Raw genomic sequence first — 23,833 nt, forward strand, 5'->3', positions numbered from 1 at the left:
CGGCCGTCGCGGCGCCGCCCGGCCGCACCAGGTACCCTCACGGAGCCAGCCCTGCGGGCTGCCCCTGACGACCTGCGCAAACCTTCTGGAGACTGACGACGATGGCCGACCGGGTCACGGTGATCGGCTGGGACGGCTCGCCACTGACCGCCGCGGCGCGCTCCGCACTCGGTGCCGCCACGCTGGTCGCCGGCGCGGCCCACCACCTCGCGCTCCCCGAGGTGCCCGCGGCCGCCGAACGCATCCGCCTCGGCAGCGTCACCCTCGCCGCCCGCCGGATCGCGGGCCACCGGGGCACCGCCGTCGTCCTCGCCGACGGGGACCCGGGCTTCTTCGGCGTCGTACGCACCCTGCGGGCCCCCGAGTTCGGCCTGGAGGTCGAAGTGGTGCCCGCCGTCTCCTCGGTGGCCGCAGCCTTCGCCCGCGCCGGCATGCCCTGGGACGACGCACAAGTGGTCGTAGCACACCGACGCACCCTGCGACGCGCGGTGAATGTATGCCGCGCCCACACCAAGGTCGCGGTCCTCACCTCACCCGGCGCCGGTCCCGCCGAACTCGGTCTGCTCCTCGAAGGCGTCCACCGCACCTTCGTCATCTGCGAGGAACTCGGCACCGCCCGCGAACAGGTCACGATCCTCACCTCCGACAAGGCCGCCGACCACACCTGGCGCGACCCCAACGTCGTCATCGTCATCGGCGGCTTCGTGGCCGCGGCCGAGGGCGGCGGCTGGATCGCCGGACGCGACCCGGGCACCGGGCCGCGCGGCTGGGCCCTGCCCGCCGAGGCGTACGGCGGTGCGCTCGGCGAAGGCGAAACGGATCTGCTGCGTGCCGCCCAACTCGCCCGCCTGGGACCGCGCGTCGGCGACCTCGTGTGGGACATCGGCTCCGGCAGCGGCGCCTTCGCCACCGAGGCCGCGCGCACCGGCGCGGCCGTCATCGCGGTCGACCGCAACCCCGGCTCCTGCGCCCGCACCGAGGACTCCGCCCGCCGCTTCGGCGTCCAGATGCAGATCGTCCACGGCGCCGCGCCGCACATCCTGGAGGACCTTCCCGAACCCGATGTCGTACGCGTCGGAGGTGGGGGAGCGGCCGTGGTCTCTGCCGTCGCCGACCGCCGTCCGCAGCGCATCGTCACCCACGCGGCCACCCGCGACGCGGCCGAACTCATCGGCCGGGACCTGACGGAGCACGGATACCAGGTCGAGTGCGCGCTCATTCAGTCCGTCGAACTCGATACGAGGGCCTGGACGGAGAAGGAACGGAGCGTCGCGTTCCTGCTCAGCGGACGTTTGCCGGATCGCGCCCCGTGATCCTGTAGTCGTACCGCGCGCGGTAGGCTGGCCGATCGTTGTACCGCTCCCGGGTGATCGGCCTTTCGTCGGTCAATGTCCGGAAAACGCGCCCGTTTTGAGGTGTGTGTGGTACGGCAGAACCGGAGGACGCGCAACGTGGCGCAGTCCACAGCGGACCCTCGCGGATCAAGCTGTCGCGAGGGCGGGACGACCGGGACAATGCCAGTTAATGGCTTTGTCGTCTTTGTGGCCGGTCGTTCGTGCCGCTGGGCACGCACGCTCGTTCTTCACTGTGGGGCGGTCGGTGCGCCGTTCCGGGCGAGCTGGACTTGGAAGCACTAACCGATGGGCGAGGGGTACGCATGACCGACACCGGCCAGGTCCCGGGCGAGGGACTGCCGGAGAACGCAGGCATGGTGGAGCAGCCGGGCGTCACCGCGCCGGGCGCGTACACCTTCCTCGACCCCTCCGAGAACCCCGCCGAGGACGACGACCTGCTCCTGATGCCGGGCGCTCCGGGGGCGCAGGGCGCGTGGGGCAACGAGGTACCGCCGCCGGCCCCGATGCCGTTCCCGCACGAGCCGGGCCCGCACGAGATGGCCGGACGCGACAGCGGCGCGGTCGACCTCGGGGCCGTCCGCGCGCCGAACCCGGCGCCCGCCCCGCAGCCGACGCCGCCGCGCCGCCCGCTGCACCTCGGCCCGCCGACGCCGGACGGCTCCGCGAGCCCGGTGCGCTCGCTGGCCGACCGTGGCCCTGCGGGTGCGCCGGTTCCTCCTGCCGCTCCCGTGTCCGCCGCTCCGGTAACTCCCGTACGCCACGCGGGTCCGCCGACGGTCGGGCCCGAGTACCTCGATGTGCCGCAGCTCGGCGAGATTCCGCCGCAGGGCGCGGTGCCGTGGGGCGCTCCGCCCCTGGCCTCCGAGATGGGGGCCGCAGAAACGGTCGTCCCGGAGACGGGGCAGGCGCCCGAGGCCAAGTCGGTCGCGCAGGCCGTCCAGGCCGCGGACACGCCGCAGGGCGCGGAGGCCGCCGCTCAGGTCCCGGGCCTCGCGCACACTGCCCAGGCCCAGGTTCAGATCCAGGTCCCGGAGGCTGTTGAGGGTTCGCTCGCCCTCCAGGAGCCGGCAAGCGCGCACGCTCCCGAGGCCGTACCCGCCCTGGACGGCTCGCTGGACCCGCAGGCCCCGCAGACTCCGGACGCGACGCCGTTCCCGGCGGCCCCGGAGGTTCCGCACGCCCTCCAGGCGATGGACGACACCGGGCACGCCGCACAGGCGCCCGACGTCCACGCATCCGCGCACGAGGCCGCACCGGCGCAGATCCCGGCGGACGGCGAGCAGTTCGCGCCCGGGCAGAACCTCGCCCCCGTTCCGGACGCCGCACCCGAGCAGGTCCAGCAGACCCCGCAGACCCCGCAGGCCGCACCGGCTCCGCAGGCAGAGCACGCGGCCCCGCCGCAGATCGCCGCCCCGGCCGCCGTCGACCCGGCCGCATACGGAGCCGACCCCGCCGCCCCGGCCGAGCCCATGGCCCAGGTCCCTGCCCAGCCCGCCCAGTTCGCCGACCCCGGTGTCCACATCCCGGAACCGGCCGCCCAGTTCGCGGACGCGGAATCCCCCGCGGAGGCCGCGCACCCGCTTGAAGCAGCTGCGGCACACGCTGCCGAGACCGCGCACGTCGCTCCCGAGACCGCGCAGGCGGCTCAGGCCGCGCTCGTGGCGGACGGGTCGCACGGCCGGGCGGTCCCCGGCCTCGAGGCCTTCCCGGCCCAGCAGTTCGCGGACCAGGCCGCATTCTCCGAGCCCGGAGCCGCCCAGGCGTTGCACGGCATCCCGGTGGGCGTGGCCGCCCACGCGGAAGCCTCCCAGTCCTCTGCGGGCCGGCCCTACGGCGAGCAGCACTTCCCCGGTGCTGGTGCTGGTCCTGGTGCCGGCGCCGGTGACGCGGCAGGCGCGTCCGGACTCCCGGGTACGCCCCTGGAGCCCCACGCGGACCAGCCCCTCGGCCAGTTCGTGCCCGTGGAGGGCACGGTGCCGACCACCCCGCACCTGGCCCCGACCCCGCCGCACGCCATGACCGTGCCGCCCCTCCCCGAGGAGGAGCAGCCCACGGCCGAGGAGCCCGCGGAGGAGACGATCGTGGTGGCGCCCGCCCCGGCCGAGGAGATCGCCGAGGAGCCCACTGAGGAATCCTCGGAGCCCCCCGCCGCCGAAACGGAACCGATCGCTCAGGCAGTCGTCCCGGCCCCCCGCGAACCCCGGGCCGAAGCCGAAATCCAGCCCCAGCCCCAGCTTCAGCCCGAGTCCCGGCCCGAGGCCGAGGCACCCCCCGTACCGGAGCCGCTCGCCGTGGAACCGGAACCCGTAGTCGCACAGCAAGCGGAGGACCTGGACACCCGGGTCGCCGACCAGGAAGAGAGCACGGCCGCAGTGGAAGACGTACGAGAGTCCACCGGCCCCGCGGCCCCCGGCTATGACGACGCCGAGCGCGAGGCCGTCCTGCGCGTGATGCGCGAGCGTCGCGACATCCGCAACGGCTTCCGCAGCGACCCGATCCCGCACGACGTCCTGCTGCGCATCCTGGAGGCGGCCCACACGGCGCCGTCCGTGGGCCATTCCCAGCCGTGGGACTTCGTCGTCATCCGCTCGGCCGACACGCGCCGCGCGATGCACGAACTGGCCCAGCGTCAGCGCGAGGCGTACGCCAAGTCGCTGCCCAAGGGCCGCGCCAAGCAGTTCAAGGAACTGAAGATCGAGGCCATCCTCGACACCCCGGTGAACATCGTGGTCACCGCCGACCCGACCCGCGGCGGCCGGCACACCCTGGGCCGCCACACGCAGCCGCAGATGGCCCCGTATTCCTCCGCACTCGCGGTCGAGAACCTGTGGCTCGCGGCCCGCGCCGAGGGCATCGGCGTCGGCTGGGTCAGCTTCTTCGACGAGCGCGAGATGGTCCGCGCCCTAGGTCTGCCCGAGCACCTGGAGGTCGTCGCCTACCTGTGCGTCGGGTACGTCGACGAGTTCCCGGAGGAGCCGGAGCTGATGCAGGCCGGCTGGTCCAAGCGCCGCCCGCTGTCGTGGGTCGTGCACGAGGAGACGTACGGCCGTCGCGCGCTGCCCGGCGAGGAGCCGCACGACCTGCTCGCCGAGACGGTCTCCAACATCCGCCCGCTGGACGCCAAGGCGCTCGGCGAGGCATGGGAGCGCCAGAAGCGGATGACGAAGCCAGCGGGCGCGCTCGGCATGCTGGAGATCATCTCCGCGCAGTTGTCGGGCCTGTCCCGGATGTGCCCGCCGCCGATCCCGGAGCCGGCCGCCGTCGCGATCTTCGCGGGCGACCACGGCGTGCACGCCCAGGGCGTCACCCCCTGGCCCCAGGAGGTCACCGCCCAGATGGTGGCCAACTTCCTGGGCGGCGGCGCGGTCTGCAACGCGTTCGCCAACCAGGTGGGCGCCGAGGTCTGCGTCATCGACGTGGGCGTCGCCTCCGACCTCCCCGCGACCCCGGGCCTCCTCCCGCGCAAGGTCCGCGCGGGCACCGCCGACATGACGACGGGCCCCGCGCTGTCCCGCGAGGAGGTCATCGCGGCGATCGAGGTGGGCATCGAGACGGCCCGCGACCTGGTGGCCGCCGGCAACAAGGCGCTCCTGACGGGCGAGATGGGCATCGCCAACACCACCGCGTCCGCCGCCCTGATCTCGGTCTTCACGGACACCGACCCGTCCGAGGTGACGGGCCGCGGCACCGGCATCAACGACGAGACCTTGGCCCGCAAGACCGAGGTCGTCCGCCGCGCCATCGAACTCCACCAGCCGGACCCCGCCGACCCCATCGGCGTCCTCGCGGCCATCGGCGGCCTCGAACACGCCGCCATGGTCGGCCTCCTCCTCGGCGGCGCCTCCCTGCGTACGCCGGTGATCCTGGACGGCGTCAGCGCCGGCGCCGCGGCCCTCGTGGCCCGCGCCATCGCCCCCGAGGTCCTCGCGGCCTGCATCGCGGGCCACCGCAGCGCCGAACCCGGCCACGTGGCCGCCCTGAACAAGCTCGGCCTGCGCCCCCTGGTCGACCTCGACCTCCGCCTGGGCGAGGGCACGGGCGCCCTCCTGGCCCTCCCGGTGGTCCAGAGCGCAGCAAGGGCGATGCACGAGGTGGCGACGTTCGATTCAGCAGGGGTAACTGAAAAGTAGACGTCAAGGCTGTGGGCAGTCGATCCGCTCGGGCGATGGGGGTCACCCCTGCTCGAGCGCAGCCGAGAGCTTGGGGGAGGGTGGGCACAGCCGCCCACCGGCCTGCGCGCTGGGGGGCCGGGGGCAGACCCCCCTGCGGCGGAGCCGCATGATTGATACAGCCGGGAAGGGGCGGGCTTGGGGAAAGAAACCCCACCCCACCCCAGCCCCCCACGGCCCAGCACCTTAAAATCCGCACGTCAGGGCCACTCCAGAGCCGCAGAGGCCCACCCCGCACCGCCCCGCACGAGGGAGCCGCACCCCCATGGCCGAACACCCCGCCTACCCCGTAGGCCTCCGCCTCACCGGCCGCCGCGTAGTCGTCCTCGGCGGCGGCCAGGTGGCGCAGCGCCGCCTCCCGGCGCTCATCGCGGCAGGCGCGGACGTCCACCTGGTCTCCCCCGAGGCCACCCCCTCCGTAGAGGCGATGGCGGACGCGGGCGAAATCACCTGGACGAAGCGTCCGTACGAGGACGGCGACCTCGCCGACGCCTGGTACGCCCTGATCGCCACCAGCGACCACGAGGCGAACAGGCAGGCCTCCATCGAAGCGGAGCGCTACCGCGTCTGGTGCGTCCGCTCGGACGACGCCGACGCGGCGACGGCGTGGACCCCGGCGACGGGCCACAGCGAGGGCGTGACGGTCGCGATCCTCACGACGGACGCCCGTGGCCGCGACCCCCGCCACACCGCGGCGATCCGCGACGCCGTGGTCGAGGGCCTCCGCGACGGCACCCTCGTGGCCCCCCACCACCGCACCCGCACCCCCGGCGTCGCCCTGGTCGGCGGCGGCCCCGGCGACCCGGACCTGATCACGGTCCGCGGCCGGCGCCTGCTCGCCGAGGCCGACGTGGTCATCGCCGACCGCCTCGGCCCGCGCGACCTGCTCGCCGAACTCCCGCCGCACGTCGAGGTGATCGATGCGGCGAAGATCCCGTACGGCCGGTACATGGCCCAGGAAGCCATCAACAACGCGCTGATCGAGCACGCCAAGCAGGGCAAGTCCGTCGTACGACTCAAGGGCGGCGACCCGTTCGTCTTCGGACGCGGCATGGAGGAGGCCCAGGCACTCGCCGAGGCGGGCATCTCCTGCACGGTCGTCCCGGGCATCTCCAGCTCGATCTCGGTCCCGGGCGCGGCGGGCATCCCGGTCACCCACCGGGGTGTCGCACATGAGTTCACCGTGGTCAGCGGCCATGTCGCCCCTGACGACGAGCGCTCGCTGGTCGACTGGCCGTCGCTGGCCAAGCTGACCGGCACCCTCGTCGTCCTCATGGGCGTCGACAAGATCGGCAGGATCGCCGAAACCCTCATCGCACACGGCAAGCCGGCCGACACCCCCGTCGCCCTGGTCCAGGAGGGCACGACCGCCGCGCAGCGCCGCGTCGACGCGACCCTGGCGACGGTCGCCGAGACCGTGCGTACGCAGGACGTGAAGCCCCCGGCCGTGATCGTCATCGGCGAGGTCGTGAACGTGGGCGTGCACAGCGCGCCGAAGGCTTCCGAGTAACCCCGGGTAACCCAACCCGTTCCCAGCCGTTGGCACCGCACCCAGGACAAGGCAGTATCACCCTGTGGCCGATCTCATCACCGTTGAGAACCCCGACGACCCGCGTCTGCGCGACTACACGGGCCTGACCGACGTGGAGTTGCGCCGCAAGCGCGAACCCGCCGAAGGCCTGTTCATCGCCGAGGGCGAGAAGGTCATCAGACGGGCCAAGGACGCCGGGTACGAGATGCGCTCGATGCTGCTCTCCGCCAAGTGGGTCGACGTCATGCGCGACGTCATCGACGAACTCCCGGCCCCGGTCTACGCGGTCAGCCCGGAGCTCGCCGAACAGGTCACGGGCTATCACGTGCACCGCGGCGCGCTCGCCTCGATGCAGCGCAAGCCGCTGCCGACGGCCGAGGAACTCCTGCAGTCCGCGCGCCGGGTCGTCGTCATGGAGTCGGTCAACGACCACACCAACATCGGCGCGATCTTCCGCTCCGCAGCCGCCCTCGGCATGGACGCCGTCCTGCTCTCCCCGGACTGCGCGGACCCGCTCTACCGCCGCTCCGTGAAGGTCTCGATGGGCGCGGTCTTCTCGGTCCCGTACGCGCGTCTCGACTCCTGGCCCAAGGGCCTGGAGTCGGTCCGCGACGCCGGCTTCACCCTGCTCGCCCTCACCCCGGACGAGAAGGCCAAGTCCCTCGACGAGGCGGCCCCGCACCGCATGGACCGGGTCGCGCTGATGCTCGGCGCGGAGGGCGACGGCCTGTCCACGCAGGCCCTGATGGCGGCGGACGAATGGGTCCGTATCCCCATGGCCCACGGCGTCGACTCGCTCAACGTGGGCGCGGCGGCCGCGGTCGCCTTCTACGCGGTGGCGACAGGCCGCCCACAGCCCTAACCGTCGCGCCGCATCTCACTCCGGTACTGCTGACTCATCAGATCCCCGGTCGGCAGCGGCTCGTACGACTGCTCCTGTCGTACGTCCTTCCGCGTGCCCCCGTCGTCCAGCCCGCGCGCCGGCCCCTGGCACCCCTGCGCCGCCGCGATGCCGAGCGCGACGAGGAGCGTCACCACGACGAACACGAAGAGCCGCTGGCGCAGCAGCCGCGGGTTGGCGGGCCGCCGGCCCGTGCCGGTGGTGCGCGGCCCCGGCCGCCCCGCACCACTGCGGGGCGCGGGCCGGTTGCCGGAACGGCCGGTGTTCCGGGCGGGCGTCGGGCGCGAACCCGACCGCGTGCCGCCGTTCGTCCCGCCCGTGCGCGGCGGGGGAGTGCCCTGCGGGCGCCGCTGGGTGCGCTGCTCGGCGTACTGCTCGGCCAGCCGCCCCGTCGGCCGGTCGGGATCCGTGCGCTGCGCGGGCGGCCGTACATCCGCCATGCCGTGTGCCTCGCGGGCCGCGATCTCCTTGAGCCGCAGGGAGAGTTGGAGCGTGCTGGGCCGCTCCTCGGGGTCCTTCGCCAGACACGCGCGTACGAGCGGAGCCAGGGCGTCCGGAACGCCGTGCAGTTGGGGCTCCTCGTGCACCACCCTGTAGAGCATCACTTCGGAACTGCCTTGCCCGAAGGGCGAGTCCTGCGTCGCCGCGTACGCGAGCGTGGCCCCGAGCGCGAACACATCCGTGGCCGGCGTGACAGCGGCCCCGCGCACCTGCTCGGGGGCGAGGAAGCCGGGCGAGCCGACGGCCGTACCGACATGCGTGAGTGTCGAGGCCCCCGTCGCCCAGGCGATGCCGAAGTCGATGATCCGCGGCCCCTTCGGGGACAGCAGGATGTTGGACGGCTTGAGATCACGGTGGACGACACCGGCCTCGTGCACGGCGACGAGCCCCTCGGAGAGGGCGGCACCGACGGAGGCGACATCGGCGGCCGACAGCGGTCCCTCCTCGGCGACCTTGTCGTGCAGGGAGGGCCCGGGCACGTACTGCGTGGCGAACCACGGCCGGTCCGCCTCCAGATCGGCGGCGACGAGCCGCGCCGTGCAGCCGCCCCTGATGCGTCGGGCCGCCGAGACCTCGCGGGCGAACCGCGACCGGAACTCCTGATCCTCCGCCAGATCCGGTCGGATCACCTTCAGCGCGACCCGCTGGCCACGCCGGTCGGAGCCCAGGTAGACAACGCCCATCCCGCCCGCGCCGAGCCGTCTGTGAAGCCTGAACGAGCCGACGACACGCGGGTCCTCGCGCCTCAGGCGCATCATCGCCATGTCCATCCCCGCTGCCCGGTCCGTTTGACGAGCCACAGCTTACGTTTCCGCGGCCGGGTGCGCGCAGAGGCCGCGCCCTCTCGGCCCGATCGATTGTCAGTGCCGGGTGGGAAACTTGAAAGGTGGTCAGGGAGCTTGTGAACAGGACCGCTTTGGGCGGCCTGTGATCCCAACCATCCGTCGCAGAAGGGGGATTGGGCCCGTGAAGGGTGACCGTGTGGAGATAGTCGTGGACGCCGGGGACACGACGCGGACGTACGAGGTGGTGGCGAGCAGGGCGGGCCGCCGGGTGGAGACGGCGGTACGCCGAGGTGTCGTGGAAGTGAGCGAAGTCACCCGAAGCGGATCGGTGGTGCGCACCGCCCGCTTCATGGCGACGCGGGTGCTCGCGCTGGTGGAGCAGCCGGTGCCCAGGGAGGACAGCTCGGAACAGTCGGGGCACACCGGACGCCCCCTCCGGGAAGACCCTGAGACCTAGGTCCTCATCTCCACCCAGGGGAGTACATCGCAGGTCATCGCTCATCCTCCGGGAGGCCCGCCAATCGGTACGAGGGCATGACGACCCACCTCCGCCGCGCGCCTAGATTTGAGGTCAAGCGGCGGGTGCAGCACTCGTCCCCCGAGGTCAGACACCCGCCGCTGCCAACCACAACAGAAGCTCGGTCAGGAGAGGGACCATGGCCCACACGGCACCGCGGACAGCGCTCCGCACGCAGGGACGCAGGGCGTACAGCGCCGCGTTCGGCACCCGCCGCCAGGGTCAGCGCCACCCGTTGGTGGCGACAGCGATGGTCCTTCCCTTGGCGGCCTTGCTCGTAGTCGTCTTCGGCGGCTGGGAAGCAGTGGTCACACAAGCGTCGTCCGTGGGCGTGATGCTGGGGCGCTGAGCGGCGCCCCAGGCCCGGAAGAGCGGTCCGGGCGGGGACATCCGGCCATGAAACCCCGTGGGGACGGGGGTGCGGCGGACGGCACAAATGCCCGCGCAGCTGGGGAGCTGCGCGGGCATTTACGTCTTTTTGCGCCTAAACCGGCGCCGCTCTCGCGAACCTGGTTGCTCGCCGTCGTCCTGGGGGCGGCGGCCCCACCCCTCCCGCCCTAGCTGCGGGCAATCGTGCCGCTGGGGCGGCACGGGTGGGCGCAGCGGCACCCTGCAAGCGCCGGCAAGCACACCACCCTCGAGCTCAGCACCCGCGCCGGGTACCTCACCCGCGCCGGGCACCCCGCACCCGCGCCGGGCACCCCGCACCCGCGCCGGGCACCCCGCACCCGCGCGGGGCCCCCACCCCGCCAGGCCCCTGCCCCCCCGCGGCTCCCACCTGCGTACGCTCACCCCCAGACGTCGTACACACCCAGGGGGCCCCGTGACCGCAGACACCCTGCTGCCCGCACTCACCGCCAAGGTGCGCGGCACGGTGCACCCGGCACCCGGCCCCTGCCCCTGCGGCGTCAAGGACGCGGTCCTCGCCGACCGCGACGACGGCACCGTCGTCCGCCACGGCGACACCGTCGCCAAGGCCCACGCCCCCGACAGCACCCCCGCGGACCTCTCCCTCCGCCTCTCCGTCGCCGCCGAGCTCCCCGGCATCCTCCTGCCTCCGCTGACCCCCACCCCCGTCGACCTCCATGGCCGCCTGGTGTCCTTCTGGCCGTACGGCAGCCCCGTAGACCCGGAGAACCCCGAGGCGGCCCCCTGGGAGGCCGCCGCCACCCTCCTGGCCCGCCTCCACCGGACCCCCGCGCCGCCCGGCCTGCCCCCCATGCGCGGCCCCGCCAAGGCGGCCCGCGCGATCGCCCGGCTCAGGGCGGCCGGCCCGCACCCCGCCGCCGCCCCCGTCCTGCGCGCCTGGGCCGGCCTCCCGGCCTGGGCCCGCGCCGAGGCCCCCATGCCGGACGCCACGACCCTGTGCCACGGAGACCTCCACCTGGGCCAGCTCGTCCGCCACCCCGCCCGGACCGGCCCCTGGCTCCTCATCGACGTCGACGACCTGGGCGTCGGAACCCCGGCCTGGGACCTGGCCCGCCCCGCCGCCTGGTACGCCTGCGGCCTGCTCCCGCCCGACGAGTGGCTGCGCTTCCTGACCGCCTACCGACGCGCGGGCGGCCCGGCCGTCCCCGCCGAAGACGACCCCTGGCCCGCCCTGGACGTCGCGGCCCGCACCCTCACCGTGCAGACGGCGGCGCTGGCGATCGCCAAATCCGTCGCCGCCGGGCACCCGTTGGACGAGGTGCAGCAGGCCGTGATCGACGCCTGTGACCGAATGGGCGCCGTCCCGCCCGAGTTGGCTCACGGATTCGCGACGTAGGGTGCAACCGACCGAAGCCGGGCGGAGTCTGTCCTGGCGGAAGCAGTACCGACCGGCGAGGAGTTGAGCCGAGCATGCAGTGTCCGAAGTGCCATGCGCCGATGCACACGTACAACCGCAATGGCGTCCAGATCGAGCAGTGCAGCGGCTGCCGCGGGATATTTCTCGACTACGGCGAGCTGGAGGCGCTGACCCGCCTGGAGTCCCAGTGGTCGCAGCCCGCGCCGCCGCCCCCGGCCGCCCCGCAGGCGTACCCGTCCGCTCCCGCGCCCGCCTGGGGCGCCCCGCAGCACGGAGGCCACGGCGGTCACTACGGCGGCCACCACCGCCAGAAGAGCTTCGGCCACATGCTCTTCTCGTCCTGAACGAGCGAAGGGGCCCCTCTTCCTGAGCGGAGGGGCCCCTTCGGCGTACGTACGGATACAGCCATGCACGTACGGACGGTCATGGATACGGCGAAGCCCCGACCGTACGAGACGGCCGGGGCTTCGGCTGGTGCGCGATACTGGGATTGAACCAGTGACCTCTTCCGTGTCAGGGAAGCGCTCTCCCGCTGAGCTAATCGCGCAGGTCACGCGGCCAGAGCCACGCGTACTGCCGGTAACGCGTGTAGTACTGCGTGCGCGATACTGGGATTGAACCAGTGACCTCTTCCGTGTCAGGGAAGCGCTCTCCCGCTGAGCTAATCGCGCGGGTTCGGATCTTGCCGTACGTGCTGGGAAGATCCAGTGGACGATACTGGGATTGAACCAGTGACCTCTTCCGTGTCAGGGAAGCGCTCTCCCGCTGAGCTAATCGTCCTTGGAGGTGGAGACGGGATTTGAACCCGTGTAGACGGCTTTGCAGGCCGTTGCCTCGCCTCTCGGCCACTCCACCAGGAGTGTAGGGGTTCGGGAAGATCCCCCACTTCCTGCGAGCGGACGACCAGGTTCGAACTGGCGACCTCAACCTTGGCAAGGTTGCGCTCTACCAACTGAGCTACGTCCGCTTGTCGTTTCCGTTGCGCTTGCGCGTCCCGGCGACGTGTTGAACTCTAGCGGATTCCGGGGCCAGCACAAAAACGCGTTTGTGCAGCGTGCTGCGCTCTGTCCGCTCAAGGACATGGTCAGGGCACCCGCAGGTCACCCACCCTAGACTCGGCTGCGTGCTCGACCTCTCTCCTCTCGCCCGCTTCGGTGGCCTCGTCGCGACCGGTCTCCTCGACGTCACCAGCGACCCCGCGGCCCTGGACTCGACCGGCTTCTGGGCCGTGTCGGCCGACTTCGAAGGGCGTTTGATCTGCGCCCGCTTCCAGGACGTACGGCAGGAGCCTGTGCCCGCGCCGGTGCCGGGGAGGTGGCAGGGCCCGGCGGCCGATGACTGGAACTCGTCCCTCGACCGGGCCGCGTACACCGCGGGTGTACGGCGGATCCGCGAGCACATCGCGGCCGGCGAGGTCTACCAGGCGAACCTCTGCCGGGTGCTCTCCGCGCCCGTCGCGCCCGACGCCGACGTGGACGCGCTGACGGCCCTGCTGGCCCGCGGCAATCCGGCACCGTACGCAGGAACGATCCGGCTGCCCGCGCACGGCGTCGAGATAGCCACGGCCTCTCCCGAACTCTTCCTGCGCCGCGACGGCCGGATCGTCGAGTCGGGCCCGATCAAGGGCACCGGGCGCACCGAGGCGGACCTCCTGGAGAAGGACTACGCCGAGAACGTGATGATCGTGGACCTCGTCCGCAACGACATCGGCCGGGTCTGCGCCACCGGCACCGTGACCGTCCCCGACCTGTGCGTCGTCGAGAAGCACCCAGGCCTGGTCCATCTCGTCTCCACCGTCCACGGCGAGCTGCGCGAGGACGCCGGCTGGCCCGAACTCCTCGCCGCCGCCTTCCCGCCCGGCTCCGTCACCGGCGCGCCCAAGTCCAGCGCCCTGCGGATCATCGAGGCCTTGGAGACCGCGCCCCGCGGCCCGTACTGCGGAGGCATCGGCTGGGTCGACGCCGACCGTGGCACCGGACAGCTCGCCGTCGGCATCCGCACCTTCTGGATCGACCGGGCGGAAGGGGTCCTGCGGTTCGGCACGGGCGCGGGCATCACCTGGGGTTCGGACCCCGAGGGGGAGTGGCGGGAGACCGAGCTGAAGGCCTCCCGACTGCTCGCGGTAGCGTCGGGAACGTACGAGGCAAGCGGAGGGACTTTTACGTGAAGATCTGGCTCGACGGCGGGCTGCAGGACATCGAGACCGCCCGCGTCTCCGTCTTCGACCACGGACTGACCGTGGGCGACGGCATCTTCGAGACCGTGAAGGCGGTCGACGGGCGGCCGTTCGCGCTGACCCGCCACCTCGACCGGCTGACCCGCTCGGCCCGCGGCCTGGGCCTTCCCGACCCCGACCTCGACGAGGTGCGCCGCGCCTGCGCCGCGGTCATGGACGCCAACCCGATGCCGCTCGGCCGGCTCCGCATCACGTACACCGGTGGCCACGGCCCGCTCGGCTCCGACCGCGGCGAGCACGGCCCGACCCTCGTCGTCGCCCTCGGCGAGACCACCCGGCGCCCCGACTCCACGGCCGTCATCACCGTCCCCTGGACCCGCAACGAGCGCGGCGCCCTGACCGGCCTCAAGACCACCTCGTACGCGGAGAACGTCGTCGCCCTCGCCCGCGCGCACGAACAGGGCGCGTCCGAGGCGCTGTTCGCCAACACGGTCGGTCAGCTCTGCGAGGGCACGGGGTCCAACGTCTTCGTCGTCCTCGACGGCGAGATCCACACCCCGCCCATCGCCTCCGGCTGCCTCGCCGGCATCACCCGCGCGCTCACCGTCGAGTGGACCGGCGCCAAGGAGACCGACCTGCCGCTGGACGTCCTGGAGCGCGCCGAGGAGGTCTTTTTGACCTCCACGCTGCGCGATGTGCAGGCCGCGCACCGGGTCGACGCCCGTGAACTCCCGGGCGCGCCCGGCCCGGTGACCGCCAAGGCGATGCGGATCTTCGACGAGCGAGCCGGGGACGACCTCGATCCCTGAGCGCTTCATCCCGAATTATTTCGGCTGACCTCGGCGTCCGCAGCGGGTAGAACACCCGTGATGACCACCACCCTGCGGCCGACCGAGCCGCTTCAGCACGCCGCCGACGGGACGCGTTCGCGCCGCTACCAAGTGTGCGTGAACAGCCGTCCTGTCGGTGCCGTACACCTCGCGACCGACCCCAACTTCGGGGCGTTCGTCGCCCTGATCCGCGAGCTCCGCATCGATGAGCCGGACCGTGGGCGCGGGCGGGGCACCGTGGCGGCGCTCGCCGCGGAGGAGGTTGCGCGTGGCTGGGGCTGCAGGCAGATGCAGGTCTCGGTTCCCGCCGGCGCCGAGGCCGCCTTCAGGTTGACCAAGGCGCTCGGGTACGTCGTCCGCAACCGCTGGATGGAGAAGCCGCTCGCGGACACGCCGCCCGAGTTGCGCACCGGCAGCCACGGCCGCCCCATGACGGAGGACGAGTACCGGACCTGGGACGGGCACAGCAGGGAGAGTTACGCGCAGGACTGGATCCGTCGCGGTGTTCCGGAAACCGAGGCGTACGCCAAGTCGGAACGCTCCCACAGGCAGCTTCTGCCTCAAGGACCGGCCACCGAGAACATGGTGTTCAGCGTCCTGGAGCACGAAGGGAACCGGGTGGGCACCCTGTGGTTGGGCGAGCGCGAGGGGGCCGCATTCGTCTACGACGTCAGGGTCGACGATGCGCACATCGGTCAAGGGCACGGCCGTACGCTCATGCTGCTGGCCGAAGCGCAGGCGGTTGCCGCGGGGAGAAGCCGTATCGCCCTCAACGTCTTCGTGGGGAACACCCCGGCCGAGCGGCTCTATGAGTCACTCGGCTACGAGACGACGATGTACCACCTCTACAAGAACTTGCTGTAGGCGCTACGCCTCCTGCTCGGCCAGCAGCCGGTCCGCGATCTCCTCGATGCGCTCGCGCAGGCCCTCCTGGCTCTTGCCGCCGTCGAGGCGTTCGTCGCCGATGACGTACGTCGGGGTGCCGGTCACGCCGATGGCCTTGCCCTCGGCCTGGTCGGCGTCGACGATCAGGATGTGCCGGCCGTCGATCAGGGCCGTGTCGAACTCCTCGGCGTCCAGGCCGAGTTCACGGGCGACCTCGACCAGGAAGGGTTCTCCCTTACGGTCCAGCTCCTCGACGCGGCCGAGCACCGCCTCGACGTACGGCCAGGACTGGCCCTGCTCCGCGGCCTCCTCGGCGGCCTGCGCGGCGGCGAAGGCGTGCTTGTGCTTCTCCAGGGGGAAGTGCCGCAGCCGCAGCTCCAGACGGTCGCCGTAGCGGGCGCGCAGCGTGCGCAGGTCGGCGAGGGCGCTACGACAGTCGGGGCACTGGAGTTCGCACCAGACGTCCAGGACGGCGGCGGCCGGGCGTGCGGAGGAGGAGTCGTTCATGGAGACCAGTCTCCCAGCCCCGGCGGGGGCGGCCCAACCGGGACCGGGGACGCCCCTTCCGTGCTGCGACCGGGACCTGGGGAGGACGCCGACCCGGAGATGTCCCTGAGGTCCGCCCGGACCATGGCACACCGGGCGTCGGGCGGTGCAGGATGGAAGGGACGAACCGACCCTGCCCGACCGAGCCCTGCCTGGAGGACCGGATGATTGCCGAGACCGTCTGTTCCGCCGTCTCCGCGGCCGGCCTGGGCATTGCCGCGGTCACGGCTTACCGCAAGCGCTTCCTGGCGGCCACCCGCATCGCCGCCTACTCGCTGGTGCCGGTCGGCCTGGTGATGACCGGGGTCGTCGGCTGGCTGGCCGACACCGCGTTCAGCCCGACCGCGTGGGCCGGCTTCGTGGTGCTCGGCGGTGCCTGGCTGCTGTTCATGACCACGCGGGCCGTGGAGCGACGCAGTGGCGGGACGCGGAAGGAGCGCAAGGCGGCGAAGGCCGCCCAGCGCGAGGCGGTGTCCCCCGCGGCCTCGGCGCCCTCGCTGGGCCAGGGCTCCCGCCCGGCCGTCCGGCCCGCGGCGACGCCCCGTGCCACCGGCTCCGGGGACGACTTCAGTGACATCGAAGCCATCCTGAAGAAGCACGGCATATGACCGGCACATGACCGACTGAAACGACACAAGGCTTCACGGGGGGTTCCGTGGAGTGCGCGGAAGCGTTCAGGTTCGAGCGCGCCCTTAGCATGATCCGGCGAACTCCCGCATTTTCTGGGCGTGTTGATCGCGCAAGGGGCGTCGGCTGCGCCATCATCGCCGCGAGATGCTGGACACAACCCAGAGCGACACCGCCGCCCCCTCCAAGGAGCGGCGTGGTTGTCTCTTCGCGCTCTCCCAGCCGCCGCTGATGATCTTCCTTGCGGTGATCGGCTGTCTGCTGCTCATGGCTTCGCTGCACGACCTGCTGCTGCTCTGAGCCGTACACGGAGCCCCTGGCGTCACCCGCTGAGGGCTCCGTCAGCCCGCCGCATCCTCGCGTCGACGATGCAGCCGATACGTCCGTCAGCCCGCCGCTTCCTTCCGCCGTGCCCGGTACGCGGCCACGTGGAGGCGGTTCCCGCAGGTGCGGCTGTCGCAGTAGCGGCGGGAGCGATTGCGGGAGAGGTCGACGAAGGCGCGCCGGCAGTCCGGGGCCTCGCAGCGGCGCAGCCGCTCCTGCTCTCCGGCGACCACGAAGAAGGCCAGCGCCATTCCGCAGTCGGCCGCGAGGTGGTCGGCGACGGAGGCACCCGGCGCGAAGTAGTGCACATGCCAGTCGTAGCCGTCGTGGTCGGTGAGCCGGGGGGTGGTGCCCGCCGCGGCGACCAGTTCGTTGATGAGCGCGGCGGCGGTCCGCGGGTCGTCGGCGGCGAAGATCCCGGCGAACCGGCCGCGCACCTTGCGCACGGCCGCGAGATCGTGCTCCGACAGCACGCCGACATCGCTGATCTCGTGCTTTCGTACGAAATCGGCGAGGGACGGGACATCCGCGAGCCCGTCGGTCGTCTCGTCCTCCGGCGCGGTGTTCACCAGATCCACCACGGTGTCGAGGGCGCACCGGGTGTCGTGGGTGATCAGCACGTTTCGCTCCCTGGCCTGGGGGTCGGGCGGGCGCCCGCCCCGATGCTGGCCGATGGTAGTGGTTTCCCGGCGCGGAGAGCGGGTCGCGGGGAGTGGGGACGTGGCGCCGAGGAGCGAGGGATGGGGGATCGGGTGTGCGGGAGCGAGGGTCGGGAGTTCGGGTGTGCGGGGCGCGCACACTGGCGCCGTCGCCACGGAAGTCCGCGGCGACGGCGCCAGTGTTTGTGCCTTGTGCGGTTGTGCCTTATGCGGTTGTGCCTTATGCGGTTGTGCCCTATGCGGTTGTCTAGGCCCGAGCCGTCTCCCCGAGTGGACGGCGCCGGGCGGCTCTGTGGTGTCTCGCTAACTCTCGGCCAGGATGTGTGAGAGCTCCGTGTCGAGATCGAAGTGCCGGTGTTCCGTGCCGGGGGGCACGGCGGCGTCTGTTCGCTTGAGGAAGGACTCCAGGGCCCGCGCCGGGGCCTCGAGCAGGGCCTCGCCCTCCGGGGAGCTCAGGGCGATGCACACGACGCCCTGGCCATGGCTACGGGACGGCCAGACTCGGACGTCGCCAGTACCGGTGGGCCGGTGCAGGCCCTCGGCGAGGAGGTCGCGGGCGAACACCCACTCGACGGTTTCCTCGGCTCCGGTGTGGAAGGTGGCGTGCACGGCGTAGGGATCGGCCGTGTCATACCGCAGTCCTGCGGGAACAGGCAGTGAGGACTCGCTCGACACAACGAGGCGCAGGTGCAGCTCGCAGCTGACCGTGGTGTTCATAAGCGCCAGGGCCTTTCGCTCAGTGTGCGCTCGGGGATTCGCACGTCGGCGAAATCGACATGCCACCTACGGTGCCGTTGTAAACCCCTCTGAGTGTTTTGCGTGCCTTTACGTAACTCATCCGGCCGAGAGCGCGTTCGCCGGATAGGGCCATTCCGGTGACTGGTTTCCCTCGGGTAGGGTTTGGCCGTATGAATACGGGGAGTGACGAGCCGGGCGAGGTCGCCATGGCTGAGGACCAGACGAAGATCGAGCGTGCGCTCGGGTCGCGGGCGCCGGAATTCATCAAGGCGCGCCGGGCGCTGCACCTGAGCTGGCAGGTGGGCGTTTTCATCGTGGGGCTCGCGGTGGTCGTCGCGGGCGTGATCATGCTTCCGCTGCCGGGGCCGGGCTGGCTGGTGATCTTCGGCGGCATGGCGATCTGGGCGACCGAGTTCGTCTGGGCGCAGCTGGTGCTCCGCTGGACGAAGCGCAAGGTCACGGAGGCGACCCAGCGGGCGCTCGACCCCAAGGTGCGGCGTCGCAACATCATCCTCACGACCATCGGCGTCGTGATCGTCGCGGCCCTTGTCGGCGTCTACGTCTGGAAGTTCGGCCTCGAGATGCCCTGGCACATCAAGGAGTGACGGAGTCCGCTCAGGTGCCGTCCTGAGGCCCCTCGGCTGGTCGAAGCCACCGCCTGACATGGGGTAATGTTCTTCCTGCGCCCGGGCGATTAGCTCAGCGGGAGAGCGCTTCGTTCACACCGAAGAGGTCACTGGTTCGATCCCAGTATCGCCCACGAACGCGATAGGCGACCCAGATCCACGGAATGCGTGGACCGGGTCGCCTTCGTCGTTTCTGCGCGGCTTCGCCGCGCGCGGCGGGGGCTTCGCCACCCACACCTCCTGGGGGTGTTGAGTCCACTGGGAGCGGGTAGGGGCGTCGGTCCACTGGAAGCGCTGGAGTTGACGTTGGGGACGCGCCCAAGGCGTTCCCCTGACCGCTGGAGTGCCGCGGCCTGTGCCCTGCGCCCAGGGACGGTTGCTGAGCCGCCGGCCTTCTGACCTGCACTGATCCAGGTGCCCGGTCGCTGGTCAACTGCACTCCGGTACGCGGTTTCGGAACCCGTGAACGGCCCACCTGGGCACCACCGTTGAGCCCGAGCGATGCCCTTCGCGGCCTCTGGGCTCGCGTCCGAGTCGAGCTGTTCGTGGCCCCTGGGCTCGCGTCCGAGTCGAGCTGTTCGTGGCCCCTGGGCTCCCGTCCAAGCCGAGCTGTTCGTGGCCCCTGGGCTCCTGCCCGCGTCGAGCCGTTCGCGGCGCCAGGGCTCCCGCCCGAGGACCCTCACCCCTCACCCTCAGTTCCCCCCGCCTCCCTCCAGCCCCACCCCACCACCGCGAACCCCCCTGAATCGCAGTCGTTTTCGGCCCCGCTCGCCATCGCCCCGACTCGCCGCATCCTGTTCGGCAGGTCGACCACACCCGCCGGACCTGCACGGTCGCGCCCCCGCGAGTGAACCGCACCCTCGCCCTCCCTGTCGCGCAGCCGAACCGCATCACATCAATTCCTGTCCGAATCATTGACGCGCCCCAAAGCCCTCCGTACCTTGTGCCAGCAAGCGCTTACTTGAAACGATTCATGCAGGCGGCGACGACGTGGCGGGGAGGCCCGACTGTGGGAAACAACGGGAGTGTTGAGAGGCGGACGGTCCTCAAGGCAGCCGGAGCATCGCTGGCCACGCTGGGGCTGGCCGCGACGACGGGCTGCGGAGGCGACAGCGGCCCGGGGGACGGGACGGTGACGATCCGTTACGCCTGGTGGGGTGCCGACGACCGCGCCAAGCGGATCAACCAGACCATCGCACTCTTTGAGAAGAAGTACCCGAAGATCAAGGTGAAAACGGACTTCCAGCCTTACCTCGACTTCTGGAAGAAGTTCAACACCCAGGCTTCCGGCGGCAATCCGCCGGATGTTTTCCAGAATGCCATCGGATTCCTGCGCAAGTATGACGCGAAGAATGTGCTGCTCGATCTCAATGAGCAGGTGAAGGCGGGCAATCTCTCCATGGACGGCTTCCGGGCCGGCCTGGAGAAATTCGGCGTGGTCGACGGCAAGCTCCTCGGGGTTCCGGTTGGTTCCAACTCGATGGCCCTGGTTATCGACAAGCCCGTTTACACCAAGGCGGGAGTGACGCCCAAGCAGGGCTGGACCTGGGACGACTTCGACGCGGCGATGAAGAAGATCCGCGACAAGACGGGACGTGCCGGTGACAGCGGCATGTACGGCGTCATGTACCTCTACGACCTGTACCTGCGTCAGAACGGCAAGGCATTCTTCACCGAGGACGGCCTCGGCTTCACCGAGGCGGACCTCAAGGAGTGGTGGACCAAGGCCAAGAAGGGTGTGGAGTCGGGCGTCTACGCCGACCCGAAGAAGGTCGCCCAGATCAAGCCCAAGTCCGCCGTCTCCGCAGAGCTCGCGGGCGGCGAGTTCACCTGGGACAACTTCACGGTCCGCTATTCAGCCGAGGGAAAGAGCGAGTACGGCCTCGCCCCGATCCCCACCACGGACGGGAAGCACACGGGCCAGTACCTCGGCTCCCTGATGCTCAGCGCCTCCAGGCGCACCCAGCACCCCAAGGAAGTCGCCCAGTTCATCGACTTCATGGTGCGCGACCCCGAGGTCGCCAAGATCATGGGCTACGACCGTGGGGTGCCCGCGACACAGGCGCAGTACGACGCGTACAAGCCGACCGACACGGTCGGCAAGGACATCGCCGCCTACGAGGAGTCCCTCGTCGCGGCGGGCGTTCTGGAGCCGATCACCCCGCACCCGAACGGTGCGGACATCTGTGAGTCCGCGTTCCTGCGCATCGCCGAGGAACTCGGCCTGGGCAAGCGGTCGGTGGACGACGCCGTCAAGCAGTTCTTCACCGAGTCGAAGACGGCTCTCGGCAGCTGATGGGAACCACCGTGACACACGCCTCTGCGACGGACGTCCTGGCCAAGGACTCCGAGCCGCGGCACGGTCCGGTGGACCCCGGGCGCCCCGCTGCCCTCAAGCGGCGGGGCCGCCGGGAGAACCTGGCCGGCTATCTCTTCATGTCCCCCTGGATCGCCGGGTTCCTGCTGCTCACAGCGGGCCCGATGATCGCGTCGCTCTACTTCGCGTTCACCGACTACAACCTGTTCGACGCCCCCAAGTGGATCGGCCTCGACAACTTCTCCGAGATGTTCGCCGACCCGCGCTGGCGCCACTCGGTGCAGGTGACGATGTGGTACGTCGTCGTCGGTACGCCACTCAAGCTGCTCGCGGCCCTCGGTGTGGCGCTGCTCCTCGCCCAGAAGCGGCGCGGACAGGCTTTCTACCGGGCCGCGTTCTACGCGCCCTCTCTGATCGGGGCGAGCGTCTCTGTCGCCATCGTGTGGAAGGCGATCTTTTCGGACGACGCGATCGTCGACCGTACGCAGAAGCTCTTCGGGGTGCACGCCGGCGGTTGGACCGGCGACCCGGACATGATCATCTACAGTCTGGTGGCGCTGACCGTCTGGCAGTTCGGCGCCCCCATGGTCATCTTCCTCGCCGGCCTCAAGCAGGTCCCGCGCGAGCTGTACGAGGCGGCCGAGGTCGACGGGGCGGGCAAGCTGCGCCGGTTCTGGAACATCACCCTGCCAATGATCTCCCCGGTCCTCTTCTTCAACGTCCTGCTGGAAACCATCCACTCCTTCCAGATCTTCAGCTCGGCGTACATCGTCGGCGGCGGCGCCGGAGGCAATGCTTGTGGGCCCGCGGACGGTTCGATGGTCTACACCTGCTACCTCTACGTCCAGGGCTTCGAGAACAGCCGGATGGGCCTGGCGTCCGCCATGGCCTGGATGCTGCTGGTCGCGGTCGCCCTGGTGACGGCGGTGCTGTTCTGGTCCCAGAAGCGCTGGGTGCACTACGAGGAGGGCGCCGGATGAGCGCGCAGGTCACGGACGTCACGCCGGTTCAGGCCCAGTCGACCAAGGCGGGCAACTTCCGCCGCAGGCTGCCCGGTTCGCTCGCCTGGCATCTCGGGTCCCTCGCGATCCTCGCGGTCATCCTCTACCCCGTGCTCTGGGTCGTCGGCGGCTCCTTCAAGAAGAGCGAAGACATCGTCGGCAGCCTGGACCTCTTCCCCGGCTCCCCGATTACCTCCAACTACACGCGCCTGACCGAGGGCATCGCGGACATCTCGATCTCCACGTTCTTCCTCAACTCGCTCTTCCTCGCCGTCGGTTCGGTGATCGGGATCCTGCTGTCCTGCTCGCTGACGGCGTACGCCTTCTCCAAGATCAAATTCGCGGGCCGCAATCTGCTCTTCACGCTGATGATCGGCACGCTCCTGCTGCCGTACCACGTGCTGCTCATCCCGCAGTACGTGCTGTTCCGCAACATGAACATGATCAACACGTACACGCCGCTGCTGCTCGGCAAGTACCTCGCCACGGAGGCGTTCTTCGTCTTCCTGATGATGCAGTTCATGCGCAACCTGCCCAAGGAGCTCGACGAGGCGGCGCGCCTCGACGGCTGCGGACACCTGCGCATCTACTGGTCGATCGTGCTCCCGCTGTGCCGCCCGGCCCTGATCACCAGCGCGATCTTCACCTTCATCAACTCCTGGAACGACTTCATGGGCCCGCTGATCTACCTCAATGAGCCCGACAAGTACACGGTCTCGCTCGGCCTGAAGATGTTCGTCGACCAGGAAGGCGTGGCTGACTACGGGGGCATGATCGCCATGTCGCTCGTCGCCCTCCTGCCTGTACTCGCCTTCTTCCTGGCCTTCCAGCGCTACCTGATCGACGGCATGGCCACGTCCGGCCTGAAGGGCTGAGGAGCGGGATGAGCCAGGTACGTGTCAAGGAACGCGGTACGCCGCGGGAGTCCGTGCTCGCGAATGGGGCCTCCCCCGCTCGAGCGGAGTCGAGAGCTTGGGGAAGGTTCGCGCTGTTCGCGGAGTGCCTGCTGACGGGCGTGTGGATCGCGGTCGCCGCGCTGCCGCTCGTCACGTATCCCGCCGCGTTCGCCGCCGGCGCGCGGCATCTTCGGCGCTGCACGGCCCATGAGGGCGGCGGCTGGCGTGAGTTCGTCGCGGACTTCCGGGCGGCTGTCCGGGGCGGCTGGATCGCGGGGCTCGCCGGATGGGCCGCGGCGGCCGCGGTCTGGGTGGATGTCCAGGCCGTACGTGCCGGAATCCCGGGCGGGCCGCTCGTCGGGGCCGTCGGCCTCTTCGCGCTGATCGGCCTCGCCGTCGCCGGACTGCGCGCGGCGGCGGTCTGGGAGCCGGGTGCGTCCTGGCGCGCGCTGCTCGCGAACGCCGGGCGCCGCACCGTCCTCGACCCCGCCGGGTCCTTCCTGCTCGTCGGCGGCCTGGCCGTGGTCGCCTCCTCCGCATGGTTCAGCGCGCCGCTGGCGGTCCCCGTCCTGGGGGCCGTCGCGGCGGCGGCCGTCGCCGTGGAGGAGCGGTACCGGCGCCGCTGACCCACCCCGCCACGCACAGGTCGGCGCCACCGGCGTC

22 protein-coding genes and 6 tRNA genes are annotated in these 23,833 nt (G+C 71.2%); 19 read left to right on the forward strand and 9 right to left on the reverse strand.

The window, feature by feature from the left end; translation table 11 throughout:
• Nucleotides 1-101: 101 nt before the first annotated feature.
• From cbiE to ACFY0T_RS14145, 4 genes are all read left to right on the forward strand, one after another.
• On the forward strand, nucleotides 102-1,313 hold the full coding sequence (gene cbiE, locus ACFY0T_RS14130; protein ID WP_388868901.1) for a precorrin-6y C5,15-methyltransferase (decarboxylating) subunit CbiE: 1,212 nt from the start codon (nucleotides 102-104) through the stop codon (nucleotides 1,311-1,313).
• Nucleotides 1,314-1,657: 344 nt separating this feature from the next.
• Complete coding sequence (cobT, locus tag ACFY0T_RS14135; RefSeq protein WP_388868904.1) at nucleotides 1,658-5,485, forward strand: nicotinate-nucleotide--dimethylbenzimidazole phosphoribosyltransferase; 3,828 nt, start codon at nucleotides 1,658-1,660, stop codon at nucleotides 5,483-5,485.
• 304 nt (nucleotides 5,486-5,789) lie between these two features.
• Nucleotides 5,790-7,034, forward strand: coding sequence for a uroporphyrinogen-III C-methyltransferase (gene cobA / locus ACFY0T_RS14140; RefSeq protein ID WP_388868907.1), 1,245 nt, complete (start codon nucleotides 5,790-5,792; stop codon nucleotides 7,032-7,034).
• A gap of 64 nt (nucleotides 7,035-7,098) precedes the next feature.
• Nucleotides 7,099-7,917 carry a TrmH family RNA methyltransferase gene (locus tag ACFY0T_RS14145; RefSeq protein ID WP_388868910.1) on the forward strand — a complete coding sequence of 273 codons (819 nt, stop codon included), beginning with the start codon at nucleotides 7,099-7,101 and terminating at the stop codon, nucleotides 7,915-7,917.
• Here ACFY0T_RS14145 and ACFY0T_RS14150 read toward each other — a convergent pair.
• Nucleotides 7,914-9,227, reverse strand: a complete 1,314-nt coding sequence (locus tag ACFY0T_RS14150; RefSeq protein WP_388869397.1) for a serine/threonine-protein kinase — start codon at nucleotides 9,225-9,227, stop codon at nucleotides 7,914-7,916. The genes ACFY0T_RS14145 and ACFY0T_RS14150 overlap by 4 nt on opposite strands.
• A gap of 196 nt (nucleotides 9,228-9,423) precedes the next feature.
• Here ACFY0T_RS14150 and ACFY0T_RS14155 point away from each other — a divergent pair, with 196 nt between their 5' ends.
• The 4 genes from ACFY0T_RS14155 to ACFY0T_RS14170 all read left to right on the forward strand — a co-directional run bounded on the left by ACFY0T_RS14155 (nucleotide 9,424) and on the right by ACFY0T_RS14170 (nucleotide 11,889).
• Nucleotides 9,424-9,699, forward strand: a complete 276-nt coding sequence (locus tag ACFY0T_RS14155) for a hypothetical protein (RefSeq protein WP_060902353.1) — start codon at nucleotides 9,424-9,426, stop codon at nucleotides 9,697-9,699.
• 199 nt (nucleotides 9,700-9,898) lie between these two features.
• A complete protein-coding gene (locus ACFY0T_RS14160) occupies nucleotides 9,899-10,108 on the forward strand; it encodes a hypothetical protein (protein ID WP_388868913.1) in 210 nt (69 codons plus the stop codon).
• Nucleotides 10,109-10,582: 474 nt separating this feature from the next.
• A complete protein-coding gene (locus tag ACFY0T_RS14165; RefSeq protein WP_388868915.1) occupies nucleotides 10,583-11,524 on the forward strand; it encodes a phosphotransferase family protein in 942 nt (313 codons plus the stop codon).
• 74 nt (nucleotides 11,525-11,598) lie between these two features.
• On the forward strand, nucleotides 11,599-11,889 hold the full coding sequence (locus ACFY0T_RS14170; protein WP_388868918.1) for a zf-TFIIB domain-containing protein: 291 nt from the start codon (nucleotides 11,599-11,601) through the stop codon (nucleotides 11,887-11,889).
• Nucleotides 11,890-12,017: 128 nt separating this feature from the next.
• Here ACFY0T_RS14170 and ACFY0T_RS14175 read toward each other — a convergent pair.
• The 5 genes from ACFY0T_RS14175 to ACFY0T_RS14195 all read right to left on the reverse strand — a co-directional run bounded on the left by ACFY0T_RS14175 (nucleotide 12,018) and on the right by ACFY0T_RS14195 (nucleotide 12,512).
• Nucleotides 12,018-12,092: transfer RNA gene (locus ACFY0T_RS14175), tRNA-Val, on the reverse strand.
• Nucleotides 12,093-12,144: 52 nt separating this feature from the next.
• Nucleotides 12,145-12,216, reverse strand: a tRNA-Val gene (locus tag ACFY0T_RS14180).
• Nucleotides 12,217-12,253: 37 nt separating this feature from the next.
• Nucleotides 12,254-12,325, reverse strand: a tRNA-Val gene (locus ACFY0T_RS14185).
• Nucleotide 12,326: 1 nt separating this feature from the next.
• Nucleotides 12,327-12,400, reverse strand: a tRNA-Cys gene (locus tag ACFY0T_RS14190).
• A 39-nt stretch (nucleotides 12,401-12,439) separates the two neighbouring features.
• Nucleotides 12,440-12,512 (reverse strand) — tRNA-Gly (locus ACFY0T_RS14195).
• Between the two features lie 156 nt (nucleotides 12,513-12,668).
• Between ACFY0T_RS14195 and ACFY0T_RS14200 the strand changes: the two genes are divergently transcribed.
• The 3 genes from ACFY0T_RS14200 to ACFY0T_RS14210 are packed head-to-tail and all read left to right on the forward strand — an operon-like array spanning nucleotide 12,669 to nucleotide 15,415.
• Nucleotides 12,669-13,712, forward strand: coding sequence for a chorismate-binding protein (locus ACFY0T_RS14200; protein WP_388868921.1), 1,044 nt, complete (start codon nucleotides 12,669-12,671; stop codon nucleotides 13,710-13,712).
• Nucleotides 13,709-14,530, forward strand: a complete 822-nt coding sequence (locus ACFY0T_RS14205; protein WP_388868924.1) for an aminotransferase class IV — start codon at nucleotides 13,709-13,711, stop codon at nucleotides 14,528-14,530. The genes ACFY0T_RS14200 and ACFY0T_RS14205 overlap by 4 nt, the downstream gene beginning before the upstream one ends.
• 60 nt (nucleotides 14,531-14,590) lie before the next feature.
• On the forward strand, nucleotides 14,591-15,415 hold the full coding sequence (locus ACFY0T_RS14210; RefSeq protein WP_388868927.1) for a GNAT family N-acetyltransferase: 825 nt from the start codon (nucleotides 14,591-14,593) through the stop codon (nucleotides 15,413-15,415).
• Nucleotides 15,416-15,418: 3 nt separating this feature from the next.
• Here ACFY0T_RS14210 and ACFY0T_RS14215 read toward each other — a convergent pair whose 3' ends face one another.
• Entirely contained in the window at nucleotides 15,419-15,943 is a 525-nt protein-coding gene (locus tag ACFY0T_RS14215; protein WP_388868930.1) for a DsbA family protein, read from the reverse strand.
• A gap of 203 nt (nucleotides 15,944-16,146) precedes the next feature.
• Between ACFY0T_RS14215 and ACFY0T_RS14220 the strand changes: the two genes are divergently transcribed.
• Nucleotides 16,147-16,590, forward strand: coding sequence for a hypothetical protein (locus tag ACFY0T_RS14220; protein ID WP_388868933.1), 444 nt, complete (start codon nucleotides 16,147-16,149; stop codon nucleotides 16,588-16,590).
• Between the two features lie 166 nt (nucleotides 16,591-16,756).
• Complete coding sequence (locus ACFY0T_RS14225; protein ID WP_388868936.1) at nucleotides 16,757-16,909, forward strand: hypothetical protein; 153 nt, start codon at nucleotides 16,757-16,759, stop codon at nucleotides 16,907-16,909.
• A gap of 86 nt (nucleotides 16,910-16,995) precedes the next feature.
• On the opposite strand, the gene ACFY0T_RS14230 is transcribed toward ACFY0T_RS14225, so the two are convergent.
• Both ACFY0T_RS14230 and ACFY0T_RS14235 read right to left on the reverse strand, forming a co-directional pair.
• A complete protein-coding gene (locus tag ACFY0T_RS14230) occupies nucleotides 16,996-17,553 on the reverse strand; it encodes a CGNR zinc finger domain-containing protein (protein WP_388868939.1) in 558 nt (185 codons plus the stop codon).
• 342 nt (nucleotides 17,554-17,895) lie between these two features.
• Entirely contained in the window at nucleotides 17,896-18,309 is a 414-nt protein-coding gene (locus ACFY0T_RS14235; protein WP_003959770.1) for an SsgA family sporulation/cell division regulator, read from the reverse strand.
• 191 nt (nucleotides 18,310-18,500) lie between these two features.
• On the opposite strand from ACFY0T_RS14235, the gene ACFY0T_RS14240 reads away from it, so the two are divergent.
• The 6 genes from ACFY0T_RS14240 (at nucleotide 18,501) to ACFY0T_RS14265 (ending at nucleotide 23,796) form a co-directional block, all read left to right on the forward strand.
• Nucleotides 18,501-18,935, forward strand: coding sequence for a TIGR02611 family protein (locus ACFY0T_RS14240; protein WP_388868942.1), 435 nt, complete (start codon nucleotides 18,501-18,503; stop codon nucleotides 18,933-18,935).
• An 83-nt stretch (nucleotides 18,936-19,018) separates the two neighbouring features.
• Nucleotides 19,019-19,090 (forward strand) — tRNA-Val (locus ACFY0T_RS14245).
• A gap of 839 nt (nucleotides 19,091-19,929) precedes the next feature.
• The gene (locus ACFY0T_RS14250) at nucleotides 19,930-21,252 is read left to right on the forward strand and encodes an ABC transporter substrate-binding protein (RefSeq protein ID WP_388869399.1); all 1,323 of its coding nucleotides are present in this window, start codon (nucleotides 19,930-19,932) and stop codon (nucleotides 21,250-21,252) included.
• On the forward strand, nucleotides 21,252-22,253 hold the full coding sequence (locus tag ACFY0T_RS14255) for a carbohydrate ABC transporter permease (RefSeq protein WP_388868945.1): 1,002 nt from the start codon (nucleotides 21,252-21,254) through the stop codon (nucleotides 22,251-22,253). Before ACFY0T_RS14250 ends, ACFY0T_RS14255 begins: the two co-directional genes overlap by 1 nt.
• Complete coding sequence (locus tag ACFY0T_RS14260) at nucleotides 22,250-23,149, forward strand: carbohydrate ABC transporter permease (protein ID WP_388868948.1); 900 nt, start codon at nucleotides 22,250-22,252, stop codon at nucleotides 23,147-23,149. The genes ACFY0T_RS14255 and ACFY0T_RS14260 overlap by 4 nt, the downstream gene beginning before the upstream one ends.
• A gap of 8 nt (nucleotides 23,150-23,157) precedes the next feature.
• Complete coding sequence (locus tag ACFY0T_RS14265; RefSeq protein ID WP_388868951.1) at nucleotides 23,158-23,796, forward strand: hypothetical protein; 639 nt, start codon at nucleotides 23,158-23,160, stop codon at nucleotides 23,794-23,796.
• Nucleotides 23,797-23,833 lie beyond the last annotated feature (37 nt).

This window comes from Streptomyces sp. NPDC001530, assembly GCF_042894545.1.
Lineage (GTDB): Bacteria > Actinomycetota > Actinomycetes > Streptomycetales > Streptomycetaceae > Streptomyces.